Origin of the sequence: Amycolatopsis plumensis (assembly GCF_042652605.1) — a bacterium.
In the GTDB taxonomy this organism is placed as follows: Bacteria; Actinomycetota; Actinomycetes; order Mycobacteriales; family Pseudonocardiaceae; genus Amycolatopsis; species Amycolatopsis plumensis.
The window spans coordinates 7,880,411-7,905,214 of sequence record NZ_JBHSJY010000001.1; the positions used below are offsets into that span (position 1 = coordinate 7,880,411).

Annotated in this window: 23 protein-coding genes; 3 read left to right on the forward strand and 20 right to left on the reverse strand. The window is 72.1% G+C overall.

The genetic code is table 11. The features are described 5' to 3' along the window. Positions 1–17: 17 nt before the first annotated feature. The 6 genes from ACFPLC_RS38005 to ACFPLC_RS38030 all read right to left on the reverse strand — a co-directional run bounded on the left by ACFPLC_RS38005 (position 18) and on the right by ACFPLC_RS38030 (position 5,881). Positions 18–998: a VWA domain-containing protein gene (locus ACFPLC_RS38005; protein WP_191306243.1), complete on the reverse strand. Its 981-nt coding sequence runs from the start codon at positions 996–998 to the stop codon at positions 18–20. Next, positions 995–1,939 (reverse strand): DUF58 domain-containing protein, encoded by a 945-nt coding sequence (locus ACFPLC_RS38010; protein ID WP_191306244.1) that lies wholly within the window; start codon positions 1,937–1,939, stop codon positions 995–997. Before ACFPLC_RS38010 ends, ACFPLC_RS38005 begins: the two co-directional genes overlap by 4 nt. Before the next feature lie 7 nt (positions 1,940–1,946). Further along, on the reverse strand, positions 1,947–3,017 hold the full coding sequence (locus ACFPLC_RS38015) for an AAA family ATPase (protein ID WP_378199253.1): 1,071 nt from the start codon (positions 3,015–3,017) through the stop codon (positions 1,947–1,949). Positions 3,018–3,243: 226 nt separating this feature from the next. Beyond that, a complete protein-coding gene (gene mobA / locus ACFPLC_RS38020; RefSeq protein ID WP_191306246.1) occupies positions 3,244–3,789 on the reverse strand; it encodes a molybdenum cofactor guanylyltransferase in 546 nt (181 codons plus the stop codon). Between the two features lie 9 nt (positions 3,790–3,798). Then, positions 3,799–4,509: an SAM-dependent methyltransferase gene (locus tag ACFPLC_RS38025; RefSeq protein WP_378199256.1), complete on the reverse strand. Its 711-nt coding sequence runs from the start codon at positions 4,507–4,509 to the stop codon at positions 3,799–3,801. A gap of 46 nt (positions 4,510–4,555) precedes the next feature. Beyond that, the gene (locus ACFPLC_RS38030; protein WP_378199259.1) at positions 4,556–5,881 is read right to left on the reverse strand and encodes an NlpC/P60 family protein; all 1,326 of its coding nucleotides are present in this window, start codon (positions 5,879–5,881) and stop codon (positions 4,556–4,558) included. Positions 5,882–6,224: 343 nt separating this feature from the next. Here ACFPLC_RS38030 and ACFPLC_RS38035 point away from each other — a divergent pair, with 343 nt between their 5' ends. Next, complete coding sequence (locus tag ACFPLC_RS38035; protein WP_378199261.1) at positions 6,225–9,038, forward strand: aconitate hydratase; 2,814 nt, start codon at positions 6,225–6,227, stop codon at positions 9,036–9,038. A 59-nt stretch (positions 9,039–9,097) separates the two neighbouring features. Here ACFPLC_RS38035 and ACFPLC_RS38040 read toward each other — a convergent pair whose 3' ends face one another. The 9 genes from ACFPLC_RS38040 to ACFPLC_RS38080 form a co-directional block, all read right to left on the reverse strand. Continuing rightward, positions 9,098–9,646 (reverse strand): hypothetical protein, encoded by a 549-nt coding sequence (locus tag ACFPLC_RS38040; RefSeq protein ID WP_378199264.1) that lies wholly within the window; start codon positions 9,644–9,646, stop codon positions 9,098–9,100. A gap of 91 nt (positions 9,647–9,737) precedes the next feature. Beyond that, a complete protein-coding gene (locus ACFPLC_RS38045; protein ID WP_378199267.1) occupies positions 9,738–10,442 on the reverse strand; it encodes an MgtC/SapB family protein in 705 nt (234 codons plus the stop codon). Positions 10,443–10,653: 211 nt separating this feature from the next. Next, complete coding sequence (locus ACFPLC_RS38050; RefSeq protein ID WP_378199269.1) at positions 10,654–12,249, reverse strand: alpha/beta hydrolase; 1,596 nt, start codon at positions 12,247–12,249, stop codon at positions 10,654–10,656. Between the two features lie 141 nt (positions 12,250–12,390). Continuing rightward, a complete protein-coding gene (locus ACFPLC_RS38055) occupies positions 12,391–12,813 on the reverse strand; it encodes a nitroreductase family deazaflavin-dependent oxidoreductase (protein ID WP_378199520.1) in 423 nt (140 codons plus the stop codon). 46 nt (positions 12,814–12,859) lie between these two features. Continuing rightward, entirely contained in the window at positions 12,860–13,837 is a 978-nt protein-coding gene (gene egtD / locus ACFPLC_RS38060; protein WP_378199272.1) for an L-histidine N(alpha)-methyltransferase, read from the reverse strand. Next, positions 13,834–14,709 carry a class II glutamine amidotransferase gene (locus tag ACFPLC_RS38065; protein WP_378199275.1) on the reverse strand — a complete coding sequence of 292 codons (876 nt, stop codon included), beginning with the start codon at positions 14,707–14,709 and terminating at the stop codon, positions 13,834–13,836. Before ACFPLC_RS38065 ends, egtD begins: the two co-directional genes overlap by 4 nt. A 4-nt stretch (positions 14,710–14,713) precedes the next feature. Continuing rightward, positions 14,714–16,051 carry an ergothioneine biosynthesis protein EgtB gene (gene egtB, locus ACFPLC_RS38070; RefSeq protein ID WP_378199278.1) on the reverse strand — a complete coding sequence of 446 codons (1,338 nt, stop codon included), beginning with the start codon at positions 16,049–16,051 and terminating at the stop codon, positions 14,714–14,716. After that, positions 16,048–17,310, reverse strand: a complete 1,263-nt coding sequence (locus tag ACFPLC_RS38075; protein WP_378199281.1) for a glutamate-cysteine ligase family protein — start codon at positions 17,308–17,310, stop codon at positions 16,048–16,050. Before ACFPLC_RS38075 ends, egtB begins: the two co-directional genes overlap by 4 nt. Positions 17,311–17,438: 128 nt before the next feature. After that, entirely contained in the window at positions 17,439–18,365 is a 927-nt protein-coding gene (locus ACFPLC_RS38080; protein ID WP_378199283.1) for a LysR family transcriptional regulator, read from the reverse strand. A 119-nt stretch (positions 18,366–18,484) separates the two neighbouring features. On the opposite strand from ACFPLC_RS38080, the gene ACFPLC_RS38085 reads away from it, so the two are divergent. Then, positions 18,485–19,684 carry a Glu/Leu/Phe/Val dehydrogenase dimerization domain-containing protein gene (locus ACFPLC_RS38085; protein ID WP_378199286.1) on the forward strand — a complete coding sequence of 400 codons (1,200 nt, stop codon included), beginning with the start codon at positions 18,485–18,487 and terminating at the stop codon, positions 19,682–19,684. Here the strand turns inward: ACFPLC_RS38085 and pip are convergent. The 5 genes from pip to ACFPLC_RS38110 all read right to left on the reverse strand — a co-directional run bounded on the left by pip (position 19,674) and on the right by ACFPLC_RS38110 (position 23,860). Beyond that, a complete protein-coding gene (gene pip / locus ACFPLC_RS38090) occupies positions 19,674–20,618 on the reverse strand; it encodes a prolyl aminopeptidase (protein ID WP_378199289.1) in 945 nt (314 codons plus the stop codon). The two genes, ACFPLC_RS38085 and pip, sit on opposite strands and share 11 nt — an antisense overlap. Before the next feature lie 77 nt (positions 20,619–20,695). Continuing rightward, entirely contained in the window at positions 20,696–21,424 is a 729-nt protein-coding gene (locus ACFPLC_RS38095) for an ESX secretion-associated protein EspG (protein WP_378199523.1), read from the reverse strand. Between the two features lie 25 nt (positions 21,425–21,449). After that, positions 21,450–22,808: a WXG100 family type VII secretion target gene (locus ACFPLC_RS38100; RefSeq protein ID WP_378199292.1), complete on the reverse strand. Its 1,359-nt coding sequence runs from the start codon at positions 22,806–22,808 to the stop codon at positions 21,450–21,452. Between the two features lie 3 nt (positions 22,809–22,811). Next, positions 22,812–23,453, reverse strand: coding sequence for a DUF3558 domain-containing protein (locus tag ACFPLC_RS38105; protein WP_378199295.1), 642 nt, complete (start codon positions 23,451–23,453; stop codon positions 22,812–22,814). Between the two features lie 11 nt (positions 23,454–23,464). Then, the gene (locus ACFPLC_RS38110) at positions 23,465–23,860 is read right to left on the reverse strand and encodes a hypothetical protein (protein WP_378199298.1); all 396 of its coding nucleotides are present in this window, start codon (positions 23,858–23,860) and stop codon (positions 23,465–23,467) included. A gap of 184 nt (positions 23,861–24,044) precedes the next feature. Between ACFPLC_RS38110 and ACFPLC_RS38115 the strand changes: the two genes are divergently transcribed. Continuing rightward, positions 24,045–24,626, forward strand: a complete 582-nt coding sequence (locus ACFPLC_RS38115; RefSeq protein ID WP_043784004.1) for a TetR/AcrR family transcriptional regulator — start codon at positions 24,045–24,047, stop codon at positions 24,624–24,626. Positions 24,627–24,804 lie beyond the last annotated feature (178 nt).

Consider the following 24,804-nt stretch of genomic DNA (forward strand, 5'->3'; position numbering starts at 1 on the left):
AAAGTGACGCATCGGCGCTACGGGAGCCTCTGCCCGAAGAACAGGCTCGCCGCGGCACCCAGCATGAGGATCAGGGTGCCCACCACGACCCACGGTTTGCTCGCGTCGGCGTCCTTGAGCTCGTAGCCGATCTGCTCGCCGAGGTCGGCGTAGACCTTCTTCAGCTCCTCGGCGCTGGCCGCCTTGTAGAAGTCCCCACCGGAGAGCCGGGCGATCTCGCGCAGGGACTCGTCGTCCACGCTGACCGGCTGCTGCTTGTCGTCGATGGTGACCGAGCCGTGGGTGGTGCCGAACGAGATCGACGAGATCGGCACGCCGGCCTGCTTCGCCGCCTGCGCCGCGGTGTACCCGCCGCGCGCCGCGTACAGGTCCTCCGGGACCGTCTGCTTCCCGTCGGACATCAGCACGATCCGCGCCGGCGGCGGCCCGTCGGCACCGCCGACGACGCTCGAGAAGCTCTCCACCGACTGCAGCGCCGCGAAGATGCCTTCGCCGGTCGCCGTCGACTGGGCCAGCTTCAGGTTCTCGATCGCCTTGATGACGCCGTTGCGGTCGGTGGTCGGGTTGACCAGCACCGTCGCCGTGCCCGCGAACGAGATCAGGCCCAGGTTGATGCCCGGCGTCATGTTCCGCGCGAAGCTCGTCGCCGCTTCCTGGGCCGCCTGCAGCCGCGTCGGGAGGACGTCGGTGGCTTCCATCGACAGCGAAACGTCGATCACCAGCATCACGGTCGCCCGGTTGCGCGGCACCTTCTGCTCGGCGGTCGGCCCCGCGAGCGCCACCGTGAGCAGCAGCAGCGACAGCACGATCAGCACGGCCGGCAGGTGCCGGATCCAGCCCTGGCTCTTCGGCGCGACCTTCTCGAGGAGGTCCAGGTTCGCGAACCGCATGGTCCGCTTCCGCCGCGCCCGCTGGGCCAGGACGTACCCGACGGCGACCGCGGCCACCGCGATCAGCAGCAGGAACCACCACGGCGACGCAAACCCGGTCAGACTCACGCCACACCTCCCGACCAGCGGCGCTTGCGGGCGACGACGAACCGCACCATGTCGGCGATCCAGTCGGCGTCCGTGCGCAGCGTCAGGTGGGCCGCGCCGGCGCGCCGCAGGCCGGCCGCCACGCGCTGGCGGTGGGCGTGGGCCGCGGCCCCGAACTCCTTGCGCAGCAAGGCCGAAGCGTGCACTTCGCGCTGTTTCCCTGTCTCCGGGTCGGCCAGCACGACGGTGCCCACCTCGGGCAGGTCGACGTCGCGCGGGTCGAGGACTTCGATCGCGATCAGTTCGTGGCGCCCGCCCAGCGCGCGCAGCGGCCGCTCCCAGGACTCGTCGCCCAGGAAGTCGGAGATCACCACGGCCAGGCCGCGGCGGCGCGGCGGACGGCGCAGCGCTTCCAGGGCCTGGGCGAAGTCGCCCCGGGTGCCCTCGGCCGCGCGCGGGGTCTCGGCGAGCTTGCGCACCAGCCCGCGGGCGTGCGCCAGGCCGCCGCGGGCCGGGATGCGCGTGGTGTCGGCGCCGGTGGAGATCAGCGCGCCGATCCGGTTGCCGCCGCCTCCGGTGAGGTGGGCGACCGCCGCGACGGCGCAGACCACCAGGTCGCGCTTCTCGCACAGCGCGGTGCCGAAGTCGAGGCTGGCCGAAAGGTCGGCGACGACCCACGTTTCCAGCTCGCGGTCGGCCACGGTCTCGCGGATGTGCGGGGTCGTGGTGCGGGCGGTGACCGCCCAGTCCATCCGGCGGACGTCGTCACCGGGCTGGTACGGGCGGGCCTCGCCGGGCTCGGACCCGGGCCCCGGCACGAGGCCGAGGTGGTTGCCCTGCAGCAGGCCGTCGAGCCGGCGGCGGACGTCGAGCTCGAGCGTGCGGAGCCCGGCTTCCATCCGGTCGCCGCGCAGGATCGGCGGCGCCCACGAAGGGCGGACGCCCTTCTCGTTCTTCGCCATCGCCGGGTTACCTGACCGGCGCGCCCGCCGGGACCGGACCGCCCTGGCCGGCCCCGCCCTGCGGCCGGGCCGAGACCTGCGGCAGCGGCACGGTCTGCAGCACGCGCGTGATGATGTGGTCGATCGGCACGCCGTCGGCCAGCGCGTCGTAGGACAGCACGAGCCGGTGGCGCAGGACGTCGGGAACGACGTCGACGACGTCCTGGGGCAGCACGTAGTCGCGGCCGCGGACCAGGGCCAGCGCCCGCGCGGCGGCGATGATGCCCAGGCTCGCGCGCGGGGAAGCGCCGTAGGAGACCCAGCCGGCGACGTCGGCGAGGCCGTGGTCGTTCGGCGTGCGGGTGGTCAGCACCAGCCGGACCACGTAGTCGACCAGCGCGTGGTGCACGAACACCTGCGACGCGACGCCCTGGAGCCGGACCAGCTCGCCCGGGCTGAGCACCTCGTGCGGGGTGGGCGGGGTGACGCCCATCCGGTAGATGATCTCGCGCTCCTCCTCGGCGGAGGGGTACTCGACGACGATCTTGAACAGGAACCGGTCGCGCTGGGCTTCCGGCAGCGGGTAGACGCCCTCGTTCTCGATCGGGTTCTGGGTGGCGAGCACGAGGAACGGGTCGGGCATCGGGAACGTCTGGCCGCCGATCGACACGTGCCGCTCGGCCATCACCTCGAGCATCGCCGACTGGACCTTGGCTGGCGCACGGTTGATCTCGTCGGCGAGCACGAAGTTCGCCACGACCGGGCCGAGCTCGACGTCGAAGCGCTCGGCGCCCTGGCGGTAGATCCGGGTGCCGAGGATGTCGGCGGGCACCAGGTCCGGGGTGAACTGCACGCGGGAGAAGGAGCCGCCGACGACCCGGGCGAACGTCTCGACGGCCAGGGTCTTCGCCACGCCGGGCACGCCTTCGAGCAGCAGGTGGCCCTTGGCCAGCAGGCCGACCAGCATCCGCTCGACCAGGCGGTCCTGGCCGACGATGATCCGCTTGACCTCGAACACGGTCCGCTCCAGCAGCTGGGCGTCCCGCGCCGGTGTCGCCTGCTGGCCGTTCCCGCCCTCGGCGTAGCCGGGCTCGGTCACACTGCCTCCTCGAAATCTCGTGCGCCGCCCCCGCGACGGTGATCACGCGGTGCGACCGTACTGCGCCCCCGGCCGTGCGTCGCATCCGGCACGCGGACGGGCTGGCCCGGGATCAGCCAACACGGTCCCCGGTATGGCACCTGTGAAGCCCGGTTCGGCAGGACAGCGCGCTCGCCGAGCTGGTCGTCACCCTCTCGCCGGTGGCCGACCTCGGCATGGGCGCGGCTCAGCGGTGGCGCTCGAGGTCCTCGGGCGTGTCGATGTCGTCCGCTTCGCCCCGTTCCGCCGGGACCTCCGCGACCACCAGCCCGCCCAGGACGCGGCGCAGGGCCGCGTTCTCCGCCTGCTCCGGCACCGCCGCCCGCAGCGCCGCGAGCCGCCAGGCGCCGAGGAGCCACTGGCGCTTCCCGGCCGCGTCGACCAGGACCGCGCCGTCTCCTTCGCCGATGGCCGCCGTGAGCCTGTCCACTGTGGACCTGCGGACGCCGGGGAGGTCCGCGGCCAGCACCACGACCGCCTCCACCTCGTCGGGCACGAAGACCAGGCCCGCCGCCAGCGCCGCCACCGGGCCGGTGCCCGGGACCGGTTCGCGCGTCCACACGACGTCGAAGCCCGGCCGCCGCGGGCCGACCGCGATCACCCGCTCCGCGCCGTCGAGGGCGTGGATCGCGCGGGCCAGCAACGGTTTCCCGCCCACCGACAGCGCCGGCTTGTCCACACCGGACAGCCGGCGGGCCGCCCCACCGGCCACCACGATCCCCGCGTAGCGCACCGGGGCACCCTAGCGGCCCAGCACGAGGTAGGTGAAGCCCAGCACGCCCCGGTACTCCCGGACGTACTCCCGCAACCGCCGGTCGAGCCACTCGCGCACCCCGGGAGCCCGCGGGTCGGCCGGGTGCGCCGTCAGCCACTCCGCCCAGCCGGCGCGCGAGGTCGACTCGAAGTCGTCCCATTCGAGCTGGTCGGCGGTGCTCAGGTGGAGCACGCGCCAGCCGGCGCCGTCCGCCGCGTCGAGCAGGTCCGGCAAGGTCAGCAGGTCCGGGCCGAAGATCTCGCGGGCCGCCGGGCCGGGCGGAGCCGCCCAGAAGCCGTCGCCGTAGAGCAGCCGTCCGGACGGCACCACGCGCGCGAGACGCTCGAGCGCCGCCTTCGTCGAGCCGAAGACGTGGGCCGAGCCGACGCAGAAGGCCCGCTCGGCGGGGACGTCCCAGCCGGCGGCGTCCGCCTGGCGGAACTCCACCGCCAGGCCCCGCGACGCGGCCGCCGCCCGGCCTCGCGCCAGCCCCGTCTCGTCCGTGTCGACGCCGGTTCCGCGCAGGCCCGGCGCCCGGGCGAGGGCCCGCAGCAGCAGCTCACCCCAGCCGCAGCCGAGGTCGACGAGGTGCCCGCCGTCCAGGGCCATCCGGTCGAGCAGCAGCTCCGCGTGCGGCTCCGACAGGGGCGTGTTCCAGCGCATCCGGGTGCGCCGCAGCGCGTTCAGCTCGTCGTCCACCCGGCCGATCCTGACGGCGCACGGGCCCGGACGTCGAGCGGGTTTTTCAGCCGACCAGCCGGGTCGCGTACGGCATGATCCCGCCGTAGCGCACCGGGGCGATCCGGACGCGCAGACCGGACTGCGGCGCCTCGACCATCTGCCCGCCGCCGAGGTACAGCGCGACGTGGTGGATGCCGCCGGGGCCGCCCCAGAACAGCAGGTCGCCGCGGCGCATCTGGGACAGCGGCACCTGACGGCCCGACGAGTACTGGTAGCCGCTGTAGTGCGGCAGCGAGCGCACCCCGGCGAAGGCGTAGATCATCAGGCCGGAGCAGTCGAAGCCGATCTTGTTGTAGTCGCCGTAGCGGTCGGCGACGCCGCCGTCGCGGATGCCGCGGGTCGGACCGCTCGCGTTGCCGCCGCCCCACGCGTACGGCATCCCCAGCTTGGACAGCGCCCGCGCGATCACCGCCTCGATCGACGACCCGGCCGGGCCCGACGGCGCCGGGCCGCCCGCGGGACGCCCACCGCCCCCGGCCGCGGCCGCCGCCGCGGCGAGCGCGGCCTGCCGCGCGCGCTCCTCGTCCTCGCGCTGCTTCTGGGCGAGCCAGTCCTGGTAGCGCTGCCGCTGCCCCTGCAGGCCGCTGACCTTGGCCTGGGCGTCGTAGAGCTGCTGCTCGACGTCGGCCTTGTTCTTCTCGAGCTGGAAGGTCTGGGCGGCTTGGCTGTCCTGGGCGCGCTCGGCGGTCGTCTGCGCGGCGTCGGCGCTGGTCTTCGCCCGGCGGGCCGCGTCCTGCTTCTGCTCGGCGATCTCGGCGGCCTTGCGGGCGGCGGCGTCCTTGTTGGACTTCTCGGTCTGCGCCTGCTGGAGCCGGTCGAGGGCGTTGAGCCGGTCGCCGCCGACGGCGTCGAGCAGCTGCGCGCGGGCCAGCATGTCCTTCGGGCTGTCCGCGCTCAGGTACGCCGAGAGCGAGCCGACCGTGCTGCCCTGCTGGAAGCTCGCGGCGGCGAACGTCTTGAGGTCCGCCCTGGCCTTCTCGATGGCCGCCGACGCCGCGTCCGCCTCGGTGCGCGCGGCCTTCGCGTCGTTCTCCGCCCGCGCCGCGTCGTCCTGCGCGGCCTGCAGGTCGACCAGGGCCTTGTTGGCCTGCTCCTGCTTGAGCTCGACGTCGTCCTGCAGCTGCGTCAGCTTCTGCTCGGCCTGGGCCAGCTGGTTGGTCAGCCTGCCGACCTCACCGGCCTTCGCGTCGGCTTGGGCCTTGCCGGCCTGGATCTCGGAATCGCTGGGGTTGGGCGGCGGCGGGGGCGCCGCGAGGCCCGTGCCGCCGGCGCCGAACAAGATCACCAGCGTGAGCGTGCTCACGCTGAGTCCCCGGCGGACGCGCGGCACCCTCGGACCCCGGCACCGTCCTAACAAGACTGCCACCTCCGTTCACCAGCGCACATACCGTCACTGCAGTCACACCACTATCACAAGCCCCAGCGGAAACTTACACAACGTAGGCACCAATTCCCCTCATTGAGGGACCTGAGGTTTCGGATGGCGCAGCCCACACCGCGTGTCGCCTTGTCCGTTAAACAGGACACGCGTACTGTTTGAGGCACCGCGAGGTGTGCCATCCCGCATCCGGTCCTACGGTGGGGGTGCGCAAGACTCGCCCCACCGAACCGACCGAACTGACCCGGGACTCCCCTGCCGCGACGGCGCGGCGTCCCCGCCACTGGAGTTAGACGTGACCTCACCCGCCAGCAAGGACAGCTTCGGCGCCAAAGACACGCTGAAGGTCGGCGACGCCTCGTACGAGGTGTTCCGCCTGAACAAGGTCGAGGGCGCCGAGCGCCTGCCGTACAGCCTGAAGATCCTGCTCGAGAACCTGCTGCGCACCGAGGACGGCGCGAACATCACCGCCGACCACATCCGCGCGCTCGGCTCCTGGGACCCCAACGCCGACCCGTCGATCGAGATCCAGTTCACGCCGGCTCGCGTGATCATGCAGGACTTCACCGGCGTGCCGTGCGTGGTCGACCTCGCCACCATGCGCGAAGCGGTCACCGACCTGGGCGGCGACCCGGACAAGGTCAACCCGCTCGCCCCGGCCGAGCTGGTCATCGACCACTCGGTGATCATCGACGTCTTCGGCCGTCCCGACGCCTTCGAGCGCAACGTCGAGATCGAGTACGAGCGCAACCGCGAGCGCTACCAGTTCCTGCGCTGGGGCCAGGGCGCCTTCGACGAGTTCAAGGTCGTCCCGCCGGGCACCGGCATCGTCCACCAGGTCAACATCGAGCACCTCGCGCGCACGGTGATGAGCCGCAACGGCCAGGCCTACCCCGACTCCTGCGTCGGCACCGACTCGCACACCACCATGGTCAACGGCCTGGGCGTGCTGGGCTGGGGCGTCGGCGGCATCGAGGCCGAGGCGGCCATGCTGGGCCAGCCGGTGTCGATGCTCATCCCGCGCGTCGTCGGCTTCAAGCTGACCGGCGAGATCCCGGCCGGCGTCACCGCCACCGACGTCGTGCTGACGATCACCGAGATGCTGCGCCGCCACGGCGTGGTCGGCAAGTTCGTCGAGTTCTACGGCGAGAGCGTGTCCGCGGTGCCGCTGGCCAACCGCGCCACCATCGGCAACATGAGCCCCGAGTTCGGCTCCACCGCCGCGATCTTCCCGATCGACGAGGAGACCGTCCGCTACCTCAAGCTGACCGGCCGCTCGGCCGAGCAGGTCGCGCTGGTCGAGGCCTACGCCAAGGAGCAGGGCCTCTGGCACGACCCGTCGCGCGAGGCCTCCTACTCCGAGTACCTCGAGCTGGACCTCTCGACGGTTGTCCCGTCGATCGCCGGCCCGAAGCGCCCGCAGGACCGCATCGAGCTGTCGGACGCGAAGTCGTCGTTCCGCAAGTCGATCCACGACTACGTGGAGGGCGAGGACGGCACGCCGCACACCAAGATGGACGAGGCTTCGGAGGAGTCCTTCCCGGCCAGCGACGCCCCGTCGCTGTCCTTCGCCGAGGACGACGCCCCGCCGGTCACCTCCTCCGCCGCGAACGGCGCGCAGGGCCGTCCGAGCAAGCCGGTCAAGGTCTCGACGCCGGACCGCGGCGAGTTCGTCCTCGACCACGGCGCCGTGGTGATCGCCTCGATCACCTCGTGCACCAACACCTCGAACCCGTCGGTCATGCTCGGCGCCGCGCTGCTCGCGCGCAACGCCGTGGACAAGGGCCTCGCGGTCAAGCCGTGGGTGAAGACGTCGATGGCGCCGGGCTCGCAGGTCGTCACCGACTACTACACCAAGGCCAACCTGTGGCCGTACCTGGAGAAGCTGGGCTACCACCTGGTCGGCTACGGCTGCACCACCTGCATCGGCAACTCGGGCCCGCTCTCGGACGAGATCTCCGCGGCCATCCAGGAGAACGACCTCACCGCGGTCTCGGTGCTTTCGGGCAACCGGAACTTCGAAGGCCGGATCAACCCCGACGTGAAGATGAACTACCTCGCGTCGCCGCCGCTGGTCATCGCCTACGCGCTGGCCGGCACGATGGACTTCGACTTCGCGACCCAGCCGCTGGGCCAGGACGCGCAGGGCAACGACGTGTTCCTCAAGGACATCTGGCCGACCGCGCAGGAGATCCAGGAGACCATCGACTCCGCGATCACCCAGGAGATGTTCAGCAAGGACTACGCCGACGTCTTCGACGGCGGCGAGCGCTGGAAGTCGCTGCCCACCCCGGAGGGCAAGACCTTCGAGTGGGACCTCGAGTCCACCTACGTGCGGAAGCCCCCGTACTTCGAGGGCATGACGCCGGAGCCGGCGCCGGTCACCGACATCACCGGCGCGCGCGTGCTGGCGAAGCTGGGCGACTCGGTCACCACCGACCACATCTCCCCCGCCGGCGCGATCAAGCCGGGCACCCCGGCCGCGCAGTACCTCACCGAGCACGGCGTGGAGAAGAAGGACTTCAACTCCTACGGCTCCCGGCGCGGCAACCACGAGGTGATGATCCGCGGCACGTTCGCGAACATCCGGCTGCGCAACCAGCTCCTCGACGACGTGCAGGGCGGCTACACCCGCGACTTCACGCAGGAGGGCGCGCCCCAGGCGTTCATCTACGACGCGGCCCAGAACTACGCGGCGGCGGGCACCCCGCTGGTCGTGCTGGGCGGCAAGGAATACGGCTCGGGTTCGTCGCGTGACTGGGCGGCCAAGGGCACGTCGCTGCTGGGCGTGCGCGCGGTGATCACCGAGTCGTTCGAGCGCATCCACCGGTCCAACCTGATCGGCATGGGCGTGATCCCGCTGCAGTTCCCGGCGGGCGAGTCGGCCTCGTCGCTCGGCCTCGACGGCACCGAGACGTTCGACATCACCGGCATCACGAAGCTGAACGAGGGTGCGACCCCGCGCACGGTGCACGTCACGGCCACCAAGGCCGACGGCACCAAGGTCGAGTTCGAGGCGGACGTCCGCATCGACACCCCGGGTGAGGCGGACTACTACCGCAACGGCGGCATCCTGCAGTACGTGCTGCGGAAGATGACGCAGGCGTAAGGGTTTCCGCGAGGGGGCCGTCCGGAGTTCGCTCCGGACGGCCCCGGTCGTTTCGCGGGTCAGGGCCAGCAGGTGAAGACGAAGTCGTCGATCCGCACCCACTCGCCGTCGAACCCGCGGCCGCTGTCGGTGAGCAGGAAGCGGACGTACACCGACTTGTACCCCGCCAGGTCGAACTCCAGCGAGATCTCCTGGTAGCCCGGGTAGGCGAGGTACCGCAGGCCGGAGTTGGTGATCCCGGTCGCCGACTCCCGCGCCTCGATCACGATCTCCTGGCTCCGGTCGTTCAGCGGGTTGACCTGGGCCTGGACCCGGCAGTGGCTGATCCCGCCGTTGCCCATGTACGCCCAGAGGCCCATCGCGGCCGCCGCGCTCGAGGTGTAGCCCGAGTGCAGCCAGCCGTTGCCGCGGCCGGTGCGCTGCGTGCCGTTGTCGTAGTCGAAGCCGCCCTGCCCGCTGCCGAGCGTCTCGATGTGCCACAACGCGCCGGGGTTCGACTCGAACCCGTCCGCGATCTGGCCGAAGCGGGCTTCGGCGATTCCCGTTCCGGCCAGCAGCAGGGTCAGCGCGCCGCCCAGTGCCGCCAGCGTCCGTCCGATTTTGGTCATGCTCTCCCCTTTCCCGGACATCCAGGACACCGCGTGGGAACGCGGCGGTCGAGGTCCGTCGGGGCGCCTCATCGGACGTGCCTGCGTGCGGCTAGGCGGGCACGGCTTCCCAGCGGACGCTCGACACCGACGGCTCCAGCGACAGCCGCGACACCGCCGCCTCCATCTGGGCGTCGTCGCGCTGGTCGCCGATCAGCTCCGCGCGGACCTCGACCGTGCGGTTCTCGCGGTCGGTGCTCAGCACCGACAGGAGCCGGAAGTCCGTGCGGGTCAGCGCCTGCACCAGCAGCGCCCGCACGTGCGCCTCGGCTTCGTCGCGGGTCACCGCCTGGAACGCGTACTTCGCCGGGGTCTCCTCACCCGCGTCCGGGCGGCGGTCGACGACGCGGCCGAGCGGCCGCAGCAGCACGTTCACCCCGACCACGACGGCGGTCCCGGCCACCGCGACCGGGTACAGGCCCGCCCCGGCGAGAGCGCCGACGGCGGCCGAGCACCACAGCGTCGCGGCGGTGTTGAGGCCGCGGACGTTGAGGCCGTCGCGCAGGATGACTCCGGCGCCGAGGAACCCGATGCCCGACACGATCTGGGCGGCCACCCGGGTCGGGTCGGCGTCGCCGCTGGAGGCCAGGCCGCCGAAACCGTGGGCGGACAGCAGCACGAACAGCGTGGCGCCGGCCGCGACGAGGGCGTTGGTGCGCAACCCGGCCATCCGGGCGCGGAACTGGCGCTCGACCCCGATGACGGCACCCAGGCCGACGCCGGCCCCGACGCGCAGCAGCATTTCGAAAGTGGTCATTTCCGGCTCTTTTCCGGCGTGCGCGCACTGCCGGACAGGGGGCGGCCGGACTCAGCCCCGCCGGAAACCTCCGGTGAGCGCGCGCCCGGCCGTCCGAGGACTGTCCGCTGGCATGTGCCGCTCACCTCGCTTCCCGTGTTCGTCGATGATCAACCCGTCCAGCGTAGCCGGTCCCGCGGCCCGGGGAAGGGCCGCGGGACCGGGTTCACACTCAGAACGGCTGGACGTTCGGCTGGAACACCTGCCCGTTCGCCGGCACCTTCAGGTCGGTCAGGTAGTCGGCCACGGCCTGGTCGACGCCGAGGGCGTCGCCGAGGATGCAGTGGCCGAACGCGTCGACCGACAGCAGCCGGGTGTTGCCGAGCTCGGCCGCCATCCGCTGGGCGAACTTGTACTGCGTGGCCGGGTCGTAGTAGTTGCCGACCACGACCACCGGGACGTCGGTCTTCGCGCGCCACGGCCCGCGGTAGGCATCCGGCTTCTTCGCCGGCCACACCGGACAGCCCGCCGTGTCGGCGAACGCCTGGTAGCGGCCGAAGGTGCGCGACTCGCGCTCCCACTTCGCGGCGATGTCCGGCACCTGCTCCTGCCGGATCCGGAACGGCTTGTCCGAGCAGTTGACGGCGAAGTAGGAGTCGTCGCTGGTGTACGGGCTGTCCGGGTTCTGGTCGGCCAGGCCCTGCCGGCCCGAGCCGACCACGGTGAGCTTCGCGGCCTGCAGCGCCTGCGCCTGCGCCCCGGCCGGGTGGATCGCGGTGTAGAGCGCCTGCAGGTCGGCCGCCAGGCCGGCGAACCTCGCGGGCGAATACAGCGCGCTGGACACCCCGCCGGTGAACCGGCTGATGTCCAGCGGGTCGGCGCCGGGGAGGGTGATCGGCTGCTTGCGCAGGTACTCCCGCAGCTCGTCGAACTTCGCCCGCGGGTTGCCGTCGCTGAACGCGCACTTCGCGCCGGCCTGGTCACAGCGCTCGAGGAACGCGTCGAGCGCGATTTCGAAGCCCTGCGCGCGTTCCCGGTCGTACTGCACGCCGTCGCTGGTGCGCAGCGCCGGGTCGACGTTGCCGTCGATCACGATCGCCCGCGACTGCTTCGGGAACATCGAGGTGTACGTCGAGCCGATCAGCGTGCCGTACGAGAAGCCGACGAAGGACAGCTTCTGGTCGCCCACGGCCGCGCGCAGGGTGTCGAGGTCGCGCACGACGTCCTTGGTGGACATGTGGTTGAGCAGCGCACCCGCGTTGTTCTTGCAGAACCGGCCGTAGTCGCGGTAACTGGCCAGGGTGCTCGAGATTTCGGCGCGCGACAGCGGCACGCCGACCTGGGCGCCGAAGACCTCGTCCGCGTCCTCCTGGGTGGTGAAGCAGCGCAGCGGGTTGCTGTCGCCGACCCCGCGCGGGTCGAAGCCGATGAGGTCGAAGCGGTCGAGGACCTGCGGCTGGAAGTAGTACTGGCCGCCGATCGGCATGGTCAGGCCCGAGCCGCCGGGGCCACCGGGGTTGAGGAACAGCGACCCGACGCGCCGGCCGGGTGTGCGGGCGGCGCGCTTGAGCAGGGCGATGTCGATCGTGCCCACGGAGGCGTTGTCGTGGTCGATCGGCACGCGGTAGCGCGCGCAGCTGTAGAGCCCGAGCTGGTCGGCGGGCACTCCGGCGAGCAGCTCGCTCGGGCAGGTGCCCCAGGCGACGGCCGGGGTCGCGCCGACGGCGGCGGGCTTGACCGCGGCGTCTTCGGCCGCGGCGGCGGTGCCGGCCGGCCCGGCCAGCCCGACGCCGGCCACGAGCGCCCCCACCAGTGCGAACGAACGCATCTGGCCCTGTGTGGATCTCGGCAAGACGTCCCTCCCTAGATCACGCGCTCCGCCGCGCGGTCACGGCGTCACGGCGCGTTACCCGGGTGAGACTGGCACAAACCGGTGATTACCGGCACCGGCCGAACGGATGGTCAGCACCTACCGGGCCACCCGGGTCAGGACGAAAACCGGCAACGGCCGGGCGGCCTCGCGCTGCTCCATCGCGTACCCCGGCCAGAAGGCCAGCAGCTCGGCCCACATCCGCTCGTACTCCTCGCCGTGCAGCTCCCTGGCGAGCACGTCCAGCGGCTTTCCGGCCAGCGCGACCTGGCACTTCGGGTTCGCCCGCAGGTTCAGCGCCCAGGCCGGGTCGTGCGGACGGCCCCAGTTGGACGCCGTGAGCACGAAGCCGTCGCCCCGCGGGTAGTAGAGCAGGTTGGTGCTGCGCGGCAGCCCGCTCTTGCGGCCGGTCGTGGTGAGGCGCAGCGACGGCAGCCCGGCGAGCGCCACGAGGCTCACCCGGCCGCCGAACGCCTTGTGCAGTTTGGTGTCCGCCCAGACGACGAACCGGGCCGTGCGCATCAGCCAGGGTTTCGTGCCGGCGGCCCGGGCGAGGGCCCGGAGAGGATTAGCCACGCACGGATTTTGCCAGGCTCACCCCGAACCGCTGCTGGGAGTCGGTCCACCAGTGCGCGAGGGCGAACCCGGCCGCGGCCAGCTCGGCCTCGACGCCGCGCGGGCGGAACTTGGCGGAGATCTCCGTCCGGATGTGCTCGCCCTCGGCGAAGCTCACCGTGAGGTCCGCGCCGGGGATCTCGACGGTCAGCTCGCGGCGGGCTCGCAGGCGCATCTCGATCCATTCGTTCTCCGCGTCCCAGTACGAGACGTGGTCGAACTCGTCGACGTCGAAGTTGGCGCCGAGCCGGGCGTTGATCACCCGCAGGACGTTCTTGTCGAACTCCGCCGTCACACCGGCCGCGTCGTCATAGGCGCGTTCGAGGATCCGGGGGTCCTTGACCAGGTCGGTGCCGAGCAGCAGCCACTCCCCCTCGTCGAGGACCTCCCGGACCGAGCGGAGGAAGACCGCGCGCTCGGCGGGCAGGAAGTTGCCGATCGTGCCGCCGAGGAAGGCCACCACCCGCGGCCGGCCTCCGGGGATCAAACCGAGGTGCTGGGTGAAGTCGCCGACGACCCCGCGGACGGCGAGGCCCGGGTAGTCCTTCGAAATCGCTTCGGCGGCCTCGGCCAGCGCGGATTCGGACACGTCCAGGGGGACGAACGCCTCGAGGGTGCCGTGGGCGGTGAGGGCGTCGAGCAGGAGCCGGGTCTTCTCGCTCGACCCCGAGCCGAGTTCGACGAGCGTGTGCGCATCGGTCAGCTTCGCGACGTCGGCGGCGTGCGCGGCCAGCACCTCGCGCTCGCTGCGGGTCGGGTAGTACTCCGGCAGCTGGGTGATCTTCTCGAACAGCTCGCTGCCGTCGGCGTCGTAGAACCACTTGGGCGGCAGCCACTTCCGCGCCGCGGTGAGCCCGGCGACGACGTCGGCGCGCAGTTCCGCGGTGACGGCGTCGCCGGAGCGGTGGTGGTCGAGGTCGACTTCGGTCATGAGAGCTCCTGGGTCAGGGGAAGCAGTTCGACGCCGGCCGCGGTGGCGCGCACGGCGTGGTGGTCGGGGACGGGCCGCCAGCGCGGGTCGCCGTCGAAGGGTTCGGACGCCAGCCACACGTTGCTTCCGGGGGTTCCGGGTGGCGGAGCCCCCGGCCCGGGGCGAAGCCCCGGCACAACACTGCTTCCGGGGGTTCCGGGTGGCGGAGCCCCCGGCCCGGGGCGAAGCTCCGGCACAACACTGCCTGGGGTCTCCAGCACGGACAGCGCGTGCGTCCAGGTGGTGCCGATCAGCGTGGCGCCGTCGGTGAGCAGGAAGTTCAGCCGCGAGCCGGGCGCGGCCGCTTCGACGGCGAGGGTCAGCCCCGCCACCGCCGTCAGCGGGTCCTCGCCCGTGGCGAGCCGGGCACGCAGCAGGGCCCAGAGCACTACCGAATCCGTCGGCGCCTCCAGGGTCAGCAGCTCGGTGACCGGCAGGGTCTTGGCCAGTTCGGCCAGCGAGTGCGGGTAGCCGCGGACGACACCGTTGTGGCTGAACAGCCAGGGCCCGGCGGTGAACGGCGCCGCGGCCGCTTCGGTCACCGGCAGGCCGGTGGTGCCGTTGCGGACCGCGGCGACGAACGCGCCCGAGGTCACCGCCGCGGCCAGCGGCGGCAGCGTCTCGTCCGTCCACAGTGGAGTCGACCGGCGGTGGCGCAGGGGCGGCGAGCCCGGGCCGGGGTACCATCCCAGCCCGAACCCGTCGGCGTTCACCGAGCCGCCGCCGCGCATGTCGGCCGGCGCGTACGACTGCACCAGCAGGGAATGCGGGGCGCGGAAGAGCGCCTCGGCGGGCGATGCCGGCTCGCCGAGGTAGCCGATGTGGCGGCACATGCGCCTACCCCACCTCGCCGGGGGCCGCGTCGCGGGCGGTGCGGAAGCCGGCGAAGATCTGCCGCCGGATCGGGTAGTCCCAGTTGCGGAACGTGCCCCGGATCGCCGCCGAGTCGGTACCGAACGAGCCGCCGCGCAGCACCTTGTACTCGGGTCCGAAGAAGACTTCCGAGTACTCCCGGTACGGGAAGGGCGCGAAACCCGGGTACCCGTGGAAATCGGTGGAGGTCCACTCCCAGACGTCGCCGATCAGCTGGTGCACGCCGGTCGGCGACGCGCCGGCCGGGTACGCCCCCGCGGGCGCCGGGCGCAGGTGCCGCTGGCCGAGGTTGGCGTGCTCGGCCGACGGTTCCTCGTCGCCCCAGGGGAACCGGCGCGACCGGCCGGTGGCCGGGTCGAACCGGGCCGCCTTCTCCCACTCCGCCTCGGTCGGCAGCCGACGCCCGGCCCAGGCCGCGTACGCCTCGGCTTCGAAGTAGGAGACGTGCACGACCGGCTCGCCGGCGGGAATCCGCTCGTACACGCCGAACCGGGTCCGCCACCAGCCGTCCTGCTCCCGCTTCCAGAACCGCGGCGCGGTGATGGAGTTTTCGGTCCGGTAGGCCCACCCGGCCGGGCTCCACCACTGCTCGTCGTCGTAGCCGCCGCCGTCGAGGAATTCGACGTAGGCGCCGCACGTCACCGGGACGGTGTCCATCCAGAACGCCTCGACGGCGATCTCGTGCGCGGGCCGCTCGTTGTCCAGGGCCCACGGCTCGGCCGACGTGCCCATCGTGAAGGCACCGCCCGGCACCAGCACCTCGGCGGGCAGCGTGCCCGAACGCGCGGGCGGCGGCTCCGGCGCGTGCAGCACCGGATCGCCCTTGCGGAGCTGGTGGGTGGCCAGCATCGTCTCGTCGTGCTGCTGCTCGTGCTGGGTGATCATGCCGAACGCGAAAGCCTGCTCGGTCAGCCGCCTGCCTTCCATCGGCGCGTGTTCCAGCACGTCGAAGGCCTTCTCGCGGACCTGCTTGACGTACGCGCGTGCCTCGGCCGGCCCGAGCAGCGGCAGCTCCGGCCGGTCCGCGCGGGCGTGCTGGAAGGCGTCGTAGATGTCGTCGATGTCCGGGCGCAGCGGTTCCCGGCCGCCGACGTCGCGGACCAGCCACAGCTCCTCCTGGACGCCGATGTGCGCCAGGTCCCAGACCAGCGGCGACATCAGCTTCGAGTGCTGGCGGACCAGGTCTTCGTCGTCCACGGCGTCGGTCAGCGCCACGCTGCGCGCCCGGGCCCGGGTCAGTGCTTCGGCCGCCCGGGCGCGCAGGTCCTGCGCGCTCAGGTCGTGCAGTGCTTCCGTGCTCATGCTTCGCTCCTCGATCGGTACGCGCGCCCCAGCACGCTCTCGCTGATCTCGGTGATCGACTCCTCCGCCAGCCCGGTCGCACCCAGCTCGGTGCAGCCGAGGTCGGCCAGTGCCGCCGCCACGGCCGCCAGTTCCGGGTCGGCCAGGCCGCGCCGCGCCGCCGTGGTCCACCGGTCCGCGACCGGTGCGCAGAGCTCGCGCACCTTCTCGACGGTGGCCGGGCGGGCGAGCAGCGCGGACACGAGCGCCACCGGCGCCAGCCACTCGCCCGGCGGTTGCGCGTCGAGGTACCGGATCTCCAGGTACCCCTGCGGCCGGACCGGCGTGAACATGGTCGTGAGGTGGTAGTCGAGATCTTCGACGGTGGGCCGCGGCAGCAGCGCCGCCGCGCCCCGGCCCTCGATCCAGTCGGCGAACGTCAGCCCGTCGGGCGCGTCCCACGGCCGGTCGCCGCGGGGCAGCACCATCAGGGGAACGTCCATCAGGCGCCCGGCCCACGCCCCGGCCGGGTCGTCGCCCGTCACGGCGAGCGTGCGCGTGCGCACCGCTTCCGTGTCGTGCACCGCCAGCCAGCGGGCGGAGGCGTGGCCGGTGTCCCGGCCGGCGTGGACCCGGGAGTTGGCGAAGAGGGCGAGCAGCGGCGGGCCCATCGCGTGCGCGGCCGCCCACCGCGCGGCGTAGTGCTCGGGCTCCCCCGCGTCGACGCAGATCTGCAGGCCGGCGGTGCTGCACATCATCGTGAGGCCGCCGGGACCGATCGGCGCGAACCGGCGCTCCATCGCCGCGTAGCGCGGGGTGTGCAGGAGCCGGCGGGGCGCGCGGTGGGCGTCGATGCCCGTTTCGCCCAGGACGAGGTGGTGCCGGGCGAGGCGTTCACGCAGGTGGTGGAGGTCGGCCGTGACGACTGCGTCGAGCTCGCGCAGGGAGGCCTGGGGAAGAGCGGAGATCTCCACCTGGCACCCGGGTTCGAGGCTCACGGGTGAGCCGGCCGGGAGCGGGGTGGCGGGGCTGCCGGGGCGGAGCGTCCGCGGGGTGTGCGGACCCAGCGCCGCCGCGAGGACGTCGGGATCGAGGGGTCTGGCCGGGTCGTCGGCATGGTGCACGGTGAACTCCAGTTCCACGCCGGTCAGGCGGGGCGGGCCGTGCTTGAAACACACCGATGCGACGTACGCTTCGCCGGCCGCGCGGTCCGCCAGGACCCGCGCGGTGCGGTTCGACGCACTACCCGACTTCTCGGGGAAATCGTGCACCGCTTGCATGTGGTGTTCCTGTTCCTGTTCCTGTTGTGGGGAACTTCTCGTCTTCGGACGCTACACGCGGGGTACGACAAATTCAGGGCGGTTCCTGCGCTGCGGGAGGTGTTCACCACCCTGTAAGAAGCCCCGGATCAGGGCAAAGCCGGCTCGGTACCCAATCCGAGCTCGGCCGCGGACGCCCGCACGGCGTCGATGACCAGGTGCAGCGCGGGGCGCCGGAACGCGGTGCGCCGGTAGGCGATCGACACCGTCCGCAGCAGCGGCGTCGTGAGCGTGACGACGTCGATCCCGGGCGGCCGCAGCAAGCGCAGGCCCAGGTCGGAGACGAGGGTGACGCCCAGCCCGGCGCCGACCATCGCCATCGCCGTCGACTGCTCTTCGACCTCGTGGTTGATCTTCGGCGCGAAGCCGTGCCGGCGGCAGGCGGTGCGCATCGCGCGGCCGAAGTGCGACTTGGCGCCGGCCAGGATCCACGGGTGCTCGGCGAGGTCGTCCAGCGACGCCGACCCCGACGGCACGGCACCGCGCGGCACCGCCGCGTGCAGCCGCTCCACGGCGACGACCGCCCGCTCCAGCCCGGAATCCCACGGCGTCGGCGCGTCGGAGTAGTCGATCACGAACGACAGGTCGAGGCTGCCGTCGCGGACCGCCTCGGCGGTGTCCTCCGGCGCCAGCTCGCGGGTGCGGACCTCGATGCCCGGGTGCTCGCCGGCCAGCGCGGTCAGCGCGGTCGGCAGCAGGCCGGAGGCCACCGACGCCCACACCCCGGCGGTCAGCCGGACCGTGCGGGCCTCCTGGGCCTCCTCCAGGGCGAGGGTGGCCCGCTCGACCGAGCCGAGGATCTCTTCGGCGTGCTCGGTGAGCAGGGTGCCGAGCTCGGTCAGCTGGACGCGCCGGCCGAGCCGTTCGAACAGCTTCGCGCCCACGTCCCGTTCGAGCTGCGCAAGCTGCTGCGACACCGCCGAAGCGGTGTAGTGCAGCGCCGCGGCCGCCGCCGTCACGGTGCCCCGGCGGTGCAGCTCGCGCAGCATCCGCAAGCGGTGCAACGAAAGCTCCATGCACAAAACTTAAACGAGATCGTGCAGCAGCGTTAAATGGACGGGCGGGCCACCCGGGGCGCACGCTCGTGATGGCGGTCACGAGGCCGCCCCGGACTTCCCTGGAGGTGAGTGGCCGAATGACCCCGCGCAACGCCGAGCCGCTGATGCGGCTCACGTGGACCGATCCCGTCACCGGTGCGCACGGCTACCTGGTCGTGCACAGCCTGGTCTCCGGCGTCGCCACCGGTGGCACCCGGATGCGGGCCGGCTGCACGATGACCGAGGTGGAGGACCTCGCCCGGGGCATGGCCAACAAGACGGCGACGTTCAACCTCCCGGTCGGCGGGGCCAAGGGCGGCATCGACTTCGACCCGAAGGACCCCCGCGCGTTCGACGTACTGAAGCGGTTCTGCGCGTTCCTGCGGCCGTGGCTGGACGCGCACTGGGTGACCGCCGAGGACCTGGGCGTGCCCCAGCTCCTGATCGACTCGGTGTTCGCCGAGCTCGGCCTGGAGCAGTCGTACCACGCGGCGATCCGCCGTTCGGTCGACCCGGCGCGCACCCTGCGCCGGGTGCAGGCGGGCCTCAACGCGCCGGTCCCCGGCGGGCTGCTGCTCGGCGACGTCGTCGGCGGCTACGGCGTGGCGCAGGCGTGCCTGGGGGTCGCGGCGGCCTGGGACTGGGACGTCCGCGAAACGACGGTGGCCATCCAGGGCATCGGCACCATGGGCGGCGGAGCGGCCTGGTACCTGCACGAGGCCGGGGTCAAGGTGGTCGCGGTGGCCGACGCGGCGGGCACGCTGTACGACCCCGCCGGCCTCGACGTCCCGGCGCTGCTCGACCTGCGCGACCGCTTCGGCGAGGTGGACCGGTCCCGGCTGCCCGCCGGGGTCCGTTCGCTGCCGCGCGAGACGATCGTCGGGATCGACGCGGACATCTTCGTGCCGGCCGCGATCTCCTACGCGCTGCGGCCGGACAACGAAAGCGCGGTGCGGGCCAAGGTCGTCGTCGAAGCGGCCAACGCGGCGACGACGCCGGAAGCGGAAGCCGCGCTGTCGGCCCGCGGGATCGCGGTGGTCCCTGACTTCGTCGCCAACGCCGGCGCGGCGGCCTGGGCGTGGTGGCTGCTGCTGGGCGAGGTCGGCGCGGACCCGGCCGATTCGTTCCTGCGGCTGCGCACCGAGATGCAGGCGAAGATCGCCCTGCTGCTGGCGGAGTGGAACCTGGACCGGCTGCCGCTGCGCGTCACCGGGCTCCGGCTGGCCGAGGCCAACCGCGCCCGCCGCGCCGAGGCCGAGCTCGCCCCGGAAGGCGAGCCGGCGCTCGTCATCCCCTGAGCGCGAACCGGTCGGTCGCGCCGATCAGGACCTCCTGCATCGACGCGGCCGACACGGTGTGCCCGACGTCGTCCAGCATCACCAGTTCGCTGCCCGGCCAGGCGTGGTGCAGCAGCCAGGGCGTGCCGACGAGGTTGCTCGTGTCCAGCACGCCCTGTGCCAGCACCGCCGGGATGCCCGCGAGCCTGCCCACCTCGCGCAGGATCTCGCCGTCCGGGAGGAACGCCCGGTTGCTGAAGTAGTGCGTGACGAGCCGGGCGAAACACAGCCGGTAGGCCGGGTCTTCGAAGTCGTCGTGGGGCGGGACGCCGGGGAGCATCGCGTCCTCCCAGGCGCACCAGTTCTTCGCGGCCTGGTGGTGGACGGCGGGGTCCGGGTCCATCAGCAGCCGGTGGTAGGCCGCCGAAAGGTCGCCGTCGCGCTCGCTTTCCGGCACGCCGTCGCGGAATTTCGCGAAGCCGTCCGGGAAGTAGGCGCCGAGGCCGCGGATGAGCAGCTCGATCTCGATGAAGCGGTCGGTCGCCAAGCCCATCAGGACGATCTCGCTCACGCGCTCGGTGTGGCGCAGCGCGTAGGCCAGGCTGAGCACCGAGCCCCAGGAACCGCCGAACAGCAACCACTTCTCGATGCCGAGGTGTTCGCGGAGGCGCTCGAAGTCGGCCACCAGGTGCTCGGTGGTGTTGGCGGACAGGTCGGCGACCGGGGCGCCGGCGTGCGGGGTGCTGCGGCCGCAGCCGCGCTGGTCGGCCAGGACGATCCGGTAGCGCGCCGGGTCGAAGAAGCGGCGGACGTTCGCCGAGCAGCCGGAACCGGGGCCGCCGTGCACCACGAGCGCGGGCTTGCCGTCGGGGTTCCCGCAGGTCTCCCAGTAGATCTGGTGCCCATCGCCGACGTCGAGCATGCCGTGGTCGTACGGTTCGATTGCGGGGTACATCGGCGCGTCCTCCCAGCCGGATACAACAGCGCTGTCACATTATCCGCTGGAGGCGCCGCCGCGCACCGCCTTTTCGTTCAGTTCAGCGTGCCGGCCAGCTCGGTGAGCGTGTCGGCCAGCTCCTGCGGGCCCGCCGGCCCGATGTGGATGACCGCGTCCTCGCCCGAGCCGGACGTGTAGCTGAGGTACCGGCCCCAGTCGGTGTCGGCGTAGTGCAGGGGCTGCTGCAGGCAGGTGTGCCGCCCGACGTCGTCACGCCGTCCGACGTAGAGCTCCCCGCTGCCCGAGACCGGCCGCTGCACCAGGCTGACGATGTCGGCGACGGCCGGGTCGAGCGGGTGGGCGGCCGGCCCGCGGCGGGCCGCCTCGGTCAGGTCCGCCACCCGCACGGTCCGCCGCCGTCCCCCGCCGGGACCGACCGGCGGCAGCTGCTCGACGAGCGACTCGGCCAGCCGGTTCCGGTCGATCTCCTGCACGCCGACGTGGGTCCCGTCGGAGACGGCGAGGACCGCCTGCAATCCCTTGGCCGCGGCGAGCACGCCGTAGGTCTGCCCGCCGGTGCCGACCCAGCCGTAGCACTCCCGCGCCGGGCTGACCAGCAGCGGGAGCCAGTCGAGGAAGTCGACGGTGGCCCGGCCCCTGGCATCGACCAGCCCGGCCTCGGCGAGCGCGGCGTCGATCCGCTTGCCGGCCTCCTCGCGCTCTTCGTCCGAGAGCCACAGCGGCTCGGGACGCAGGGTGAGGTGGAGCTGGCCGACCTGCTCGCGTTCGGCGAGCGCGGCCAGCGCCTCGACCGGAACATCCACCCGGCCTGTTGCCACGTCCACCTGCCTATTCGCCGATGACCGGCGGGCTGGTCCGCTGGTCGGTGCCGAAGATCGCGTCCGGATCCGCTTCGATCAGGTAGTCCGGCCGCTGGTGCTCATCGTCGTCTTCGCCCTCACCGCGACGGCCACCGGGCCCCATCGGCCCCATCTGCCCGGCCCGCGAGCCAGCGGCCCGCGCGGCGGCGGCTTCCGCTGCAGCGGCGTTGCCGAGGCTGCCCATGCCGGAGCCGCGGCCGCTGCCGAGCCCGCGTTCGCCGGCCCCGCTGCCGGTGCCTGATCCGGTGCCGCTGCCGGTTCCTGTTCCAGTTCCGGTTCCGGTTCCGCCGCGGCCGGTCGGGTCGAGGAGCCGTCCGCCGGCGTTGCCGCTGGTGGGGCCGCGGCCGCCGGGGGTGGCGTTGGGGTCGTTGGGGTTCAGGTAGTTCTGGCCGTAGTTCTGGCCTGTGCTGGTGGGATAGAAGTCGATCCCGCCGGTGCCGGGCGGGGTTTTGCCGGGCTGGTCGGTCGATTGGCCCGGGCGCGTCGGCAGGGTTGGGCGGCCGGTGCCGGTGGTGTGGGTGTCGTCGGTGCCGGTGCCTCCGGTGCCACCCGTTCCTCCGGTGCCGCCGGTTCCTCCCGTGCCTCCGGTTCCCCCGGTGCCTCCCGTGCCGCCGGTCCCTCCGGTTCCGCCGTTCCCGCCGGGCTTGTCGCCGCCGCCGGTCTGCCCGGGGTCGAAGCCGGTGGTGGAGGTGCGGTCGTCATCGCCATGCCCGATGTTCCGCGGCGGCGTCTCCGGCGGAATGTAGGGCGGCGGCTGGATCCGGCCAGGACCGACGGGGGTGTTCACCGAGATGGCGGCACCGTCGGCCTCGAGCACGCCGTAGTCGGTGGGCAGAGCGGCACGGGTGCTGTTGGTGGCGTTGCTGTACTGGTCCATCACGCGGACGTTGGTCTCGTTCGCGGCGTTGTACCGCGCCATGCCCTCTTGATAGTTGTCGATGTCGTCCTTGGCCATGAACGGCCCGGCGATCGGGATGGCGGCCTTGAGGCCGGTGGTCCAGGGATTGGGCTTGTCCGGCTTCGGCGGCACCTCGACGACGGTGTTGCTCGAATCCTCGAAGACGGCAGCCTGGGTCTTGACGGACGCGGAGGTCACGTCCAGCGGCGCCGAACTGTCGTGGAAGGCACGTTCCATCGGCCCCGCGCCCGAGTTCGCGGCGTCAGCGGCGTCACCGCTCCACGATTCGACCATGCGTGCCTGGAGCGCCTTGATGCTCGCGCCCCGTTCCATGTAGGCGTCGGACAGTTCCTGCACGGTCTGCGCCATCTGCTGCAGCCCGGAGGTGTCGCCCTGTCTGAAGTTGTCGTAGATCTGCTTGCCGTCCACTCGTCATGCCCCCTTGAGTGTCTTGATGACGCTCGACGCCACCTGGTTGGCCGCCCCGCAGGAGTCGTCGGCTCCCTGGTAGCCCTGCGCATACACGTCGAAGGTGAGGTCGTCGGCGATGCCCACACCGATCCCGCAGGATCCCATCGGCCGTTCGTCCAGCGGTCCCCAGTAGACGGCCGGGTAACCGTCGACGTCCGGGGCGTGCTCCAGGAAGCGAATCACGGTCTTGGCCCGGTAGGCGGCGTAAAGGCCCGCCAGCCCACCGGATCCCGCGTCCCGGCTACCGGTGCCCAGCGACACCAGCACGCCGATGCCCTGGCCGCTGATCTTCCACGCACACGTCGGGCCCGCCTTGGTGAACAGCGTGTCACCCTTCGGCTGAAACGTGCCGGCCTCGGGCATCCCCAGCGACGCCAGCACGTCCTTCGGCACCAGAGCGCACGTGTCGGTGACGTATTTGCTCGCGTCCAGGGGCGCGGAGACCTTCGGAACTTCGGGATCAGCCGACGGCGAGCCGGACACCGCCGACGACGAGGCCGTCGACGGGGACGCCGTGCCTCCGGTCGTCGTGGTGCACGCGGTCGTGAGCCCTGCGGACACGGTCACGACGACCGCCAGGACACCCAGTTTGCTTCGGAACAAGTTCGGCTCGCCTATGCCTTGAAGGTGTCGGACAGGTCCTGGTCGGTGACCACGGTCTTCGACTGCGCTGCTTTGAGCTTCTTGATGTAGTCCTGCGCGTACTTGCGCATGGAGTCGTTCTGGGTGAGCAGGGCGATGATCGAATCGGAGCTGGTCGAGGCGAAGTTCCCGCTGGCCGGGTCCTTGCCGGGCGCCACGGTGCTCAGTGCCGCCAGCTCGCGGATCTTCTGCCCGTCCTCGACGATCTTGTCGACCAGGTCTTCCCACTGGCCGATCACCGCGGAGAGCTCTTCGGGGTCCATCTTGAACTGGCCGCCCTTGCCCCCACCGCCATAGACCCGGCCCGGGGTGTCGAAGACGTCACCCCAGAGAGCCTGCGCCGCCGCTCCGGCCTCACCGATGATCACGACCGCACCTTCCCCTCAGCTCACCCACCGTGATGGGGCAAACCTTAGCCAACCGTCTCACTTCGTGTCAGCGAATCGCCGCAACGTTCGGACGGTGGGGGTCGGCCGTCGGTTCCCTGCACTCCCGGTCACAGTACGTACGTACGGATTGCGAGATCCCCGTCCGCGGTGCCAGGATTTCAGGATGCCACGCGTAAGCCAGGATCACCTCGACGCACGCCGGCGCCAGATCCTCGACGGCTCGCGCGTCTGCTTCGCGCGCTACGGCTACGAAGGTGCCACAGTCCGGCGCCTCGAGGAAGCCACCGGCCTGTCGCGCGGGGCCATCTTCCACCACTTCCGGGACAAGGAGTCGCTCTTCCTCGCCCTCGCCGAGGACGATGCCCTCCGGATGGCCGACGTCGTCGCCGAACAGGGCCTCGTCCAGGTCATGCGGGACCTGCTCGCCGGGGGTGACCACCCCGCCGACTGGCTCGGGACGCGCCTGGAAGTGTCCCGGCGCCTGCGCACCGACCCCGAGTTCCGCGGGCGGTGGGCCGAACGGTCCGAGCAGCTCACCACCGCCACCCGGCTGCGGCTGCTGCGGCAGCGCGAGGCCGGGAACCTGCGGGACGACGTCGACGTCGACGTCCTCACCGCCTTCCTGGAACTCGTCCTCGAAGGACTCGTCTCGCACCTGGCCATGGGCCTGCCCGCCGCCGGGCTGGGGCCGGTGCTCGACCTCGTCGAAGAAACCGTGCGCCGGCACCGGCCGAGCCGCGGATGAGCGCTCCGACACACCCGGTACGCGAGCGGCGAGCGCGAAAGACACGTTAAGATTGTCCGCAATAACCGCAGTACACACCGATTTATCGCTAGGAGTGACCGTTTCGTGCGCGCAGCGCAGTCACCCGGTGACAGTACCGGGCCGGGTGACCGACCCGGCTGTCCGATAGGTTCATCCC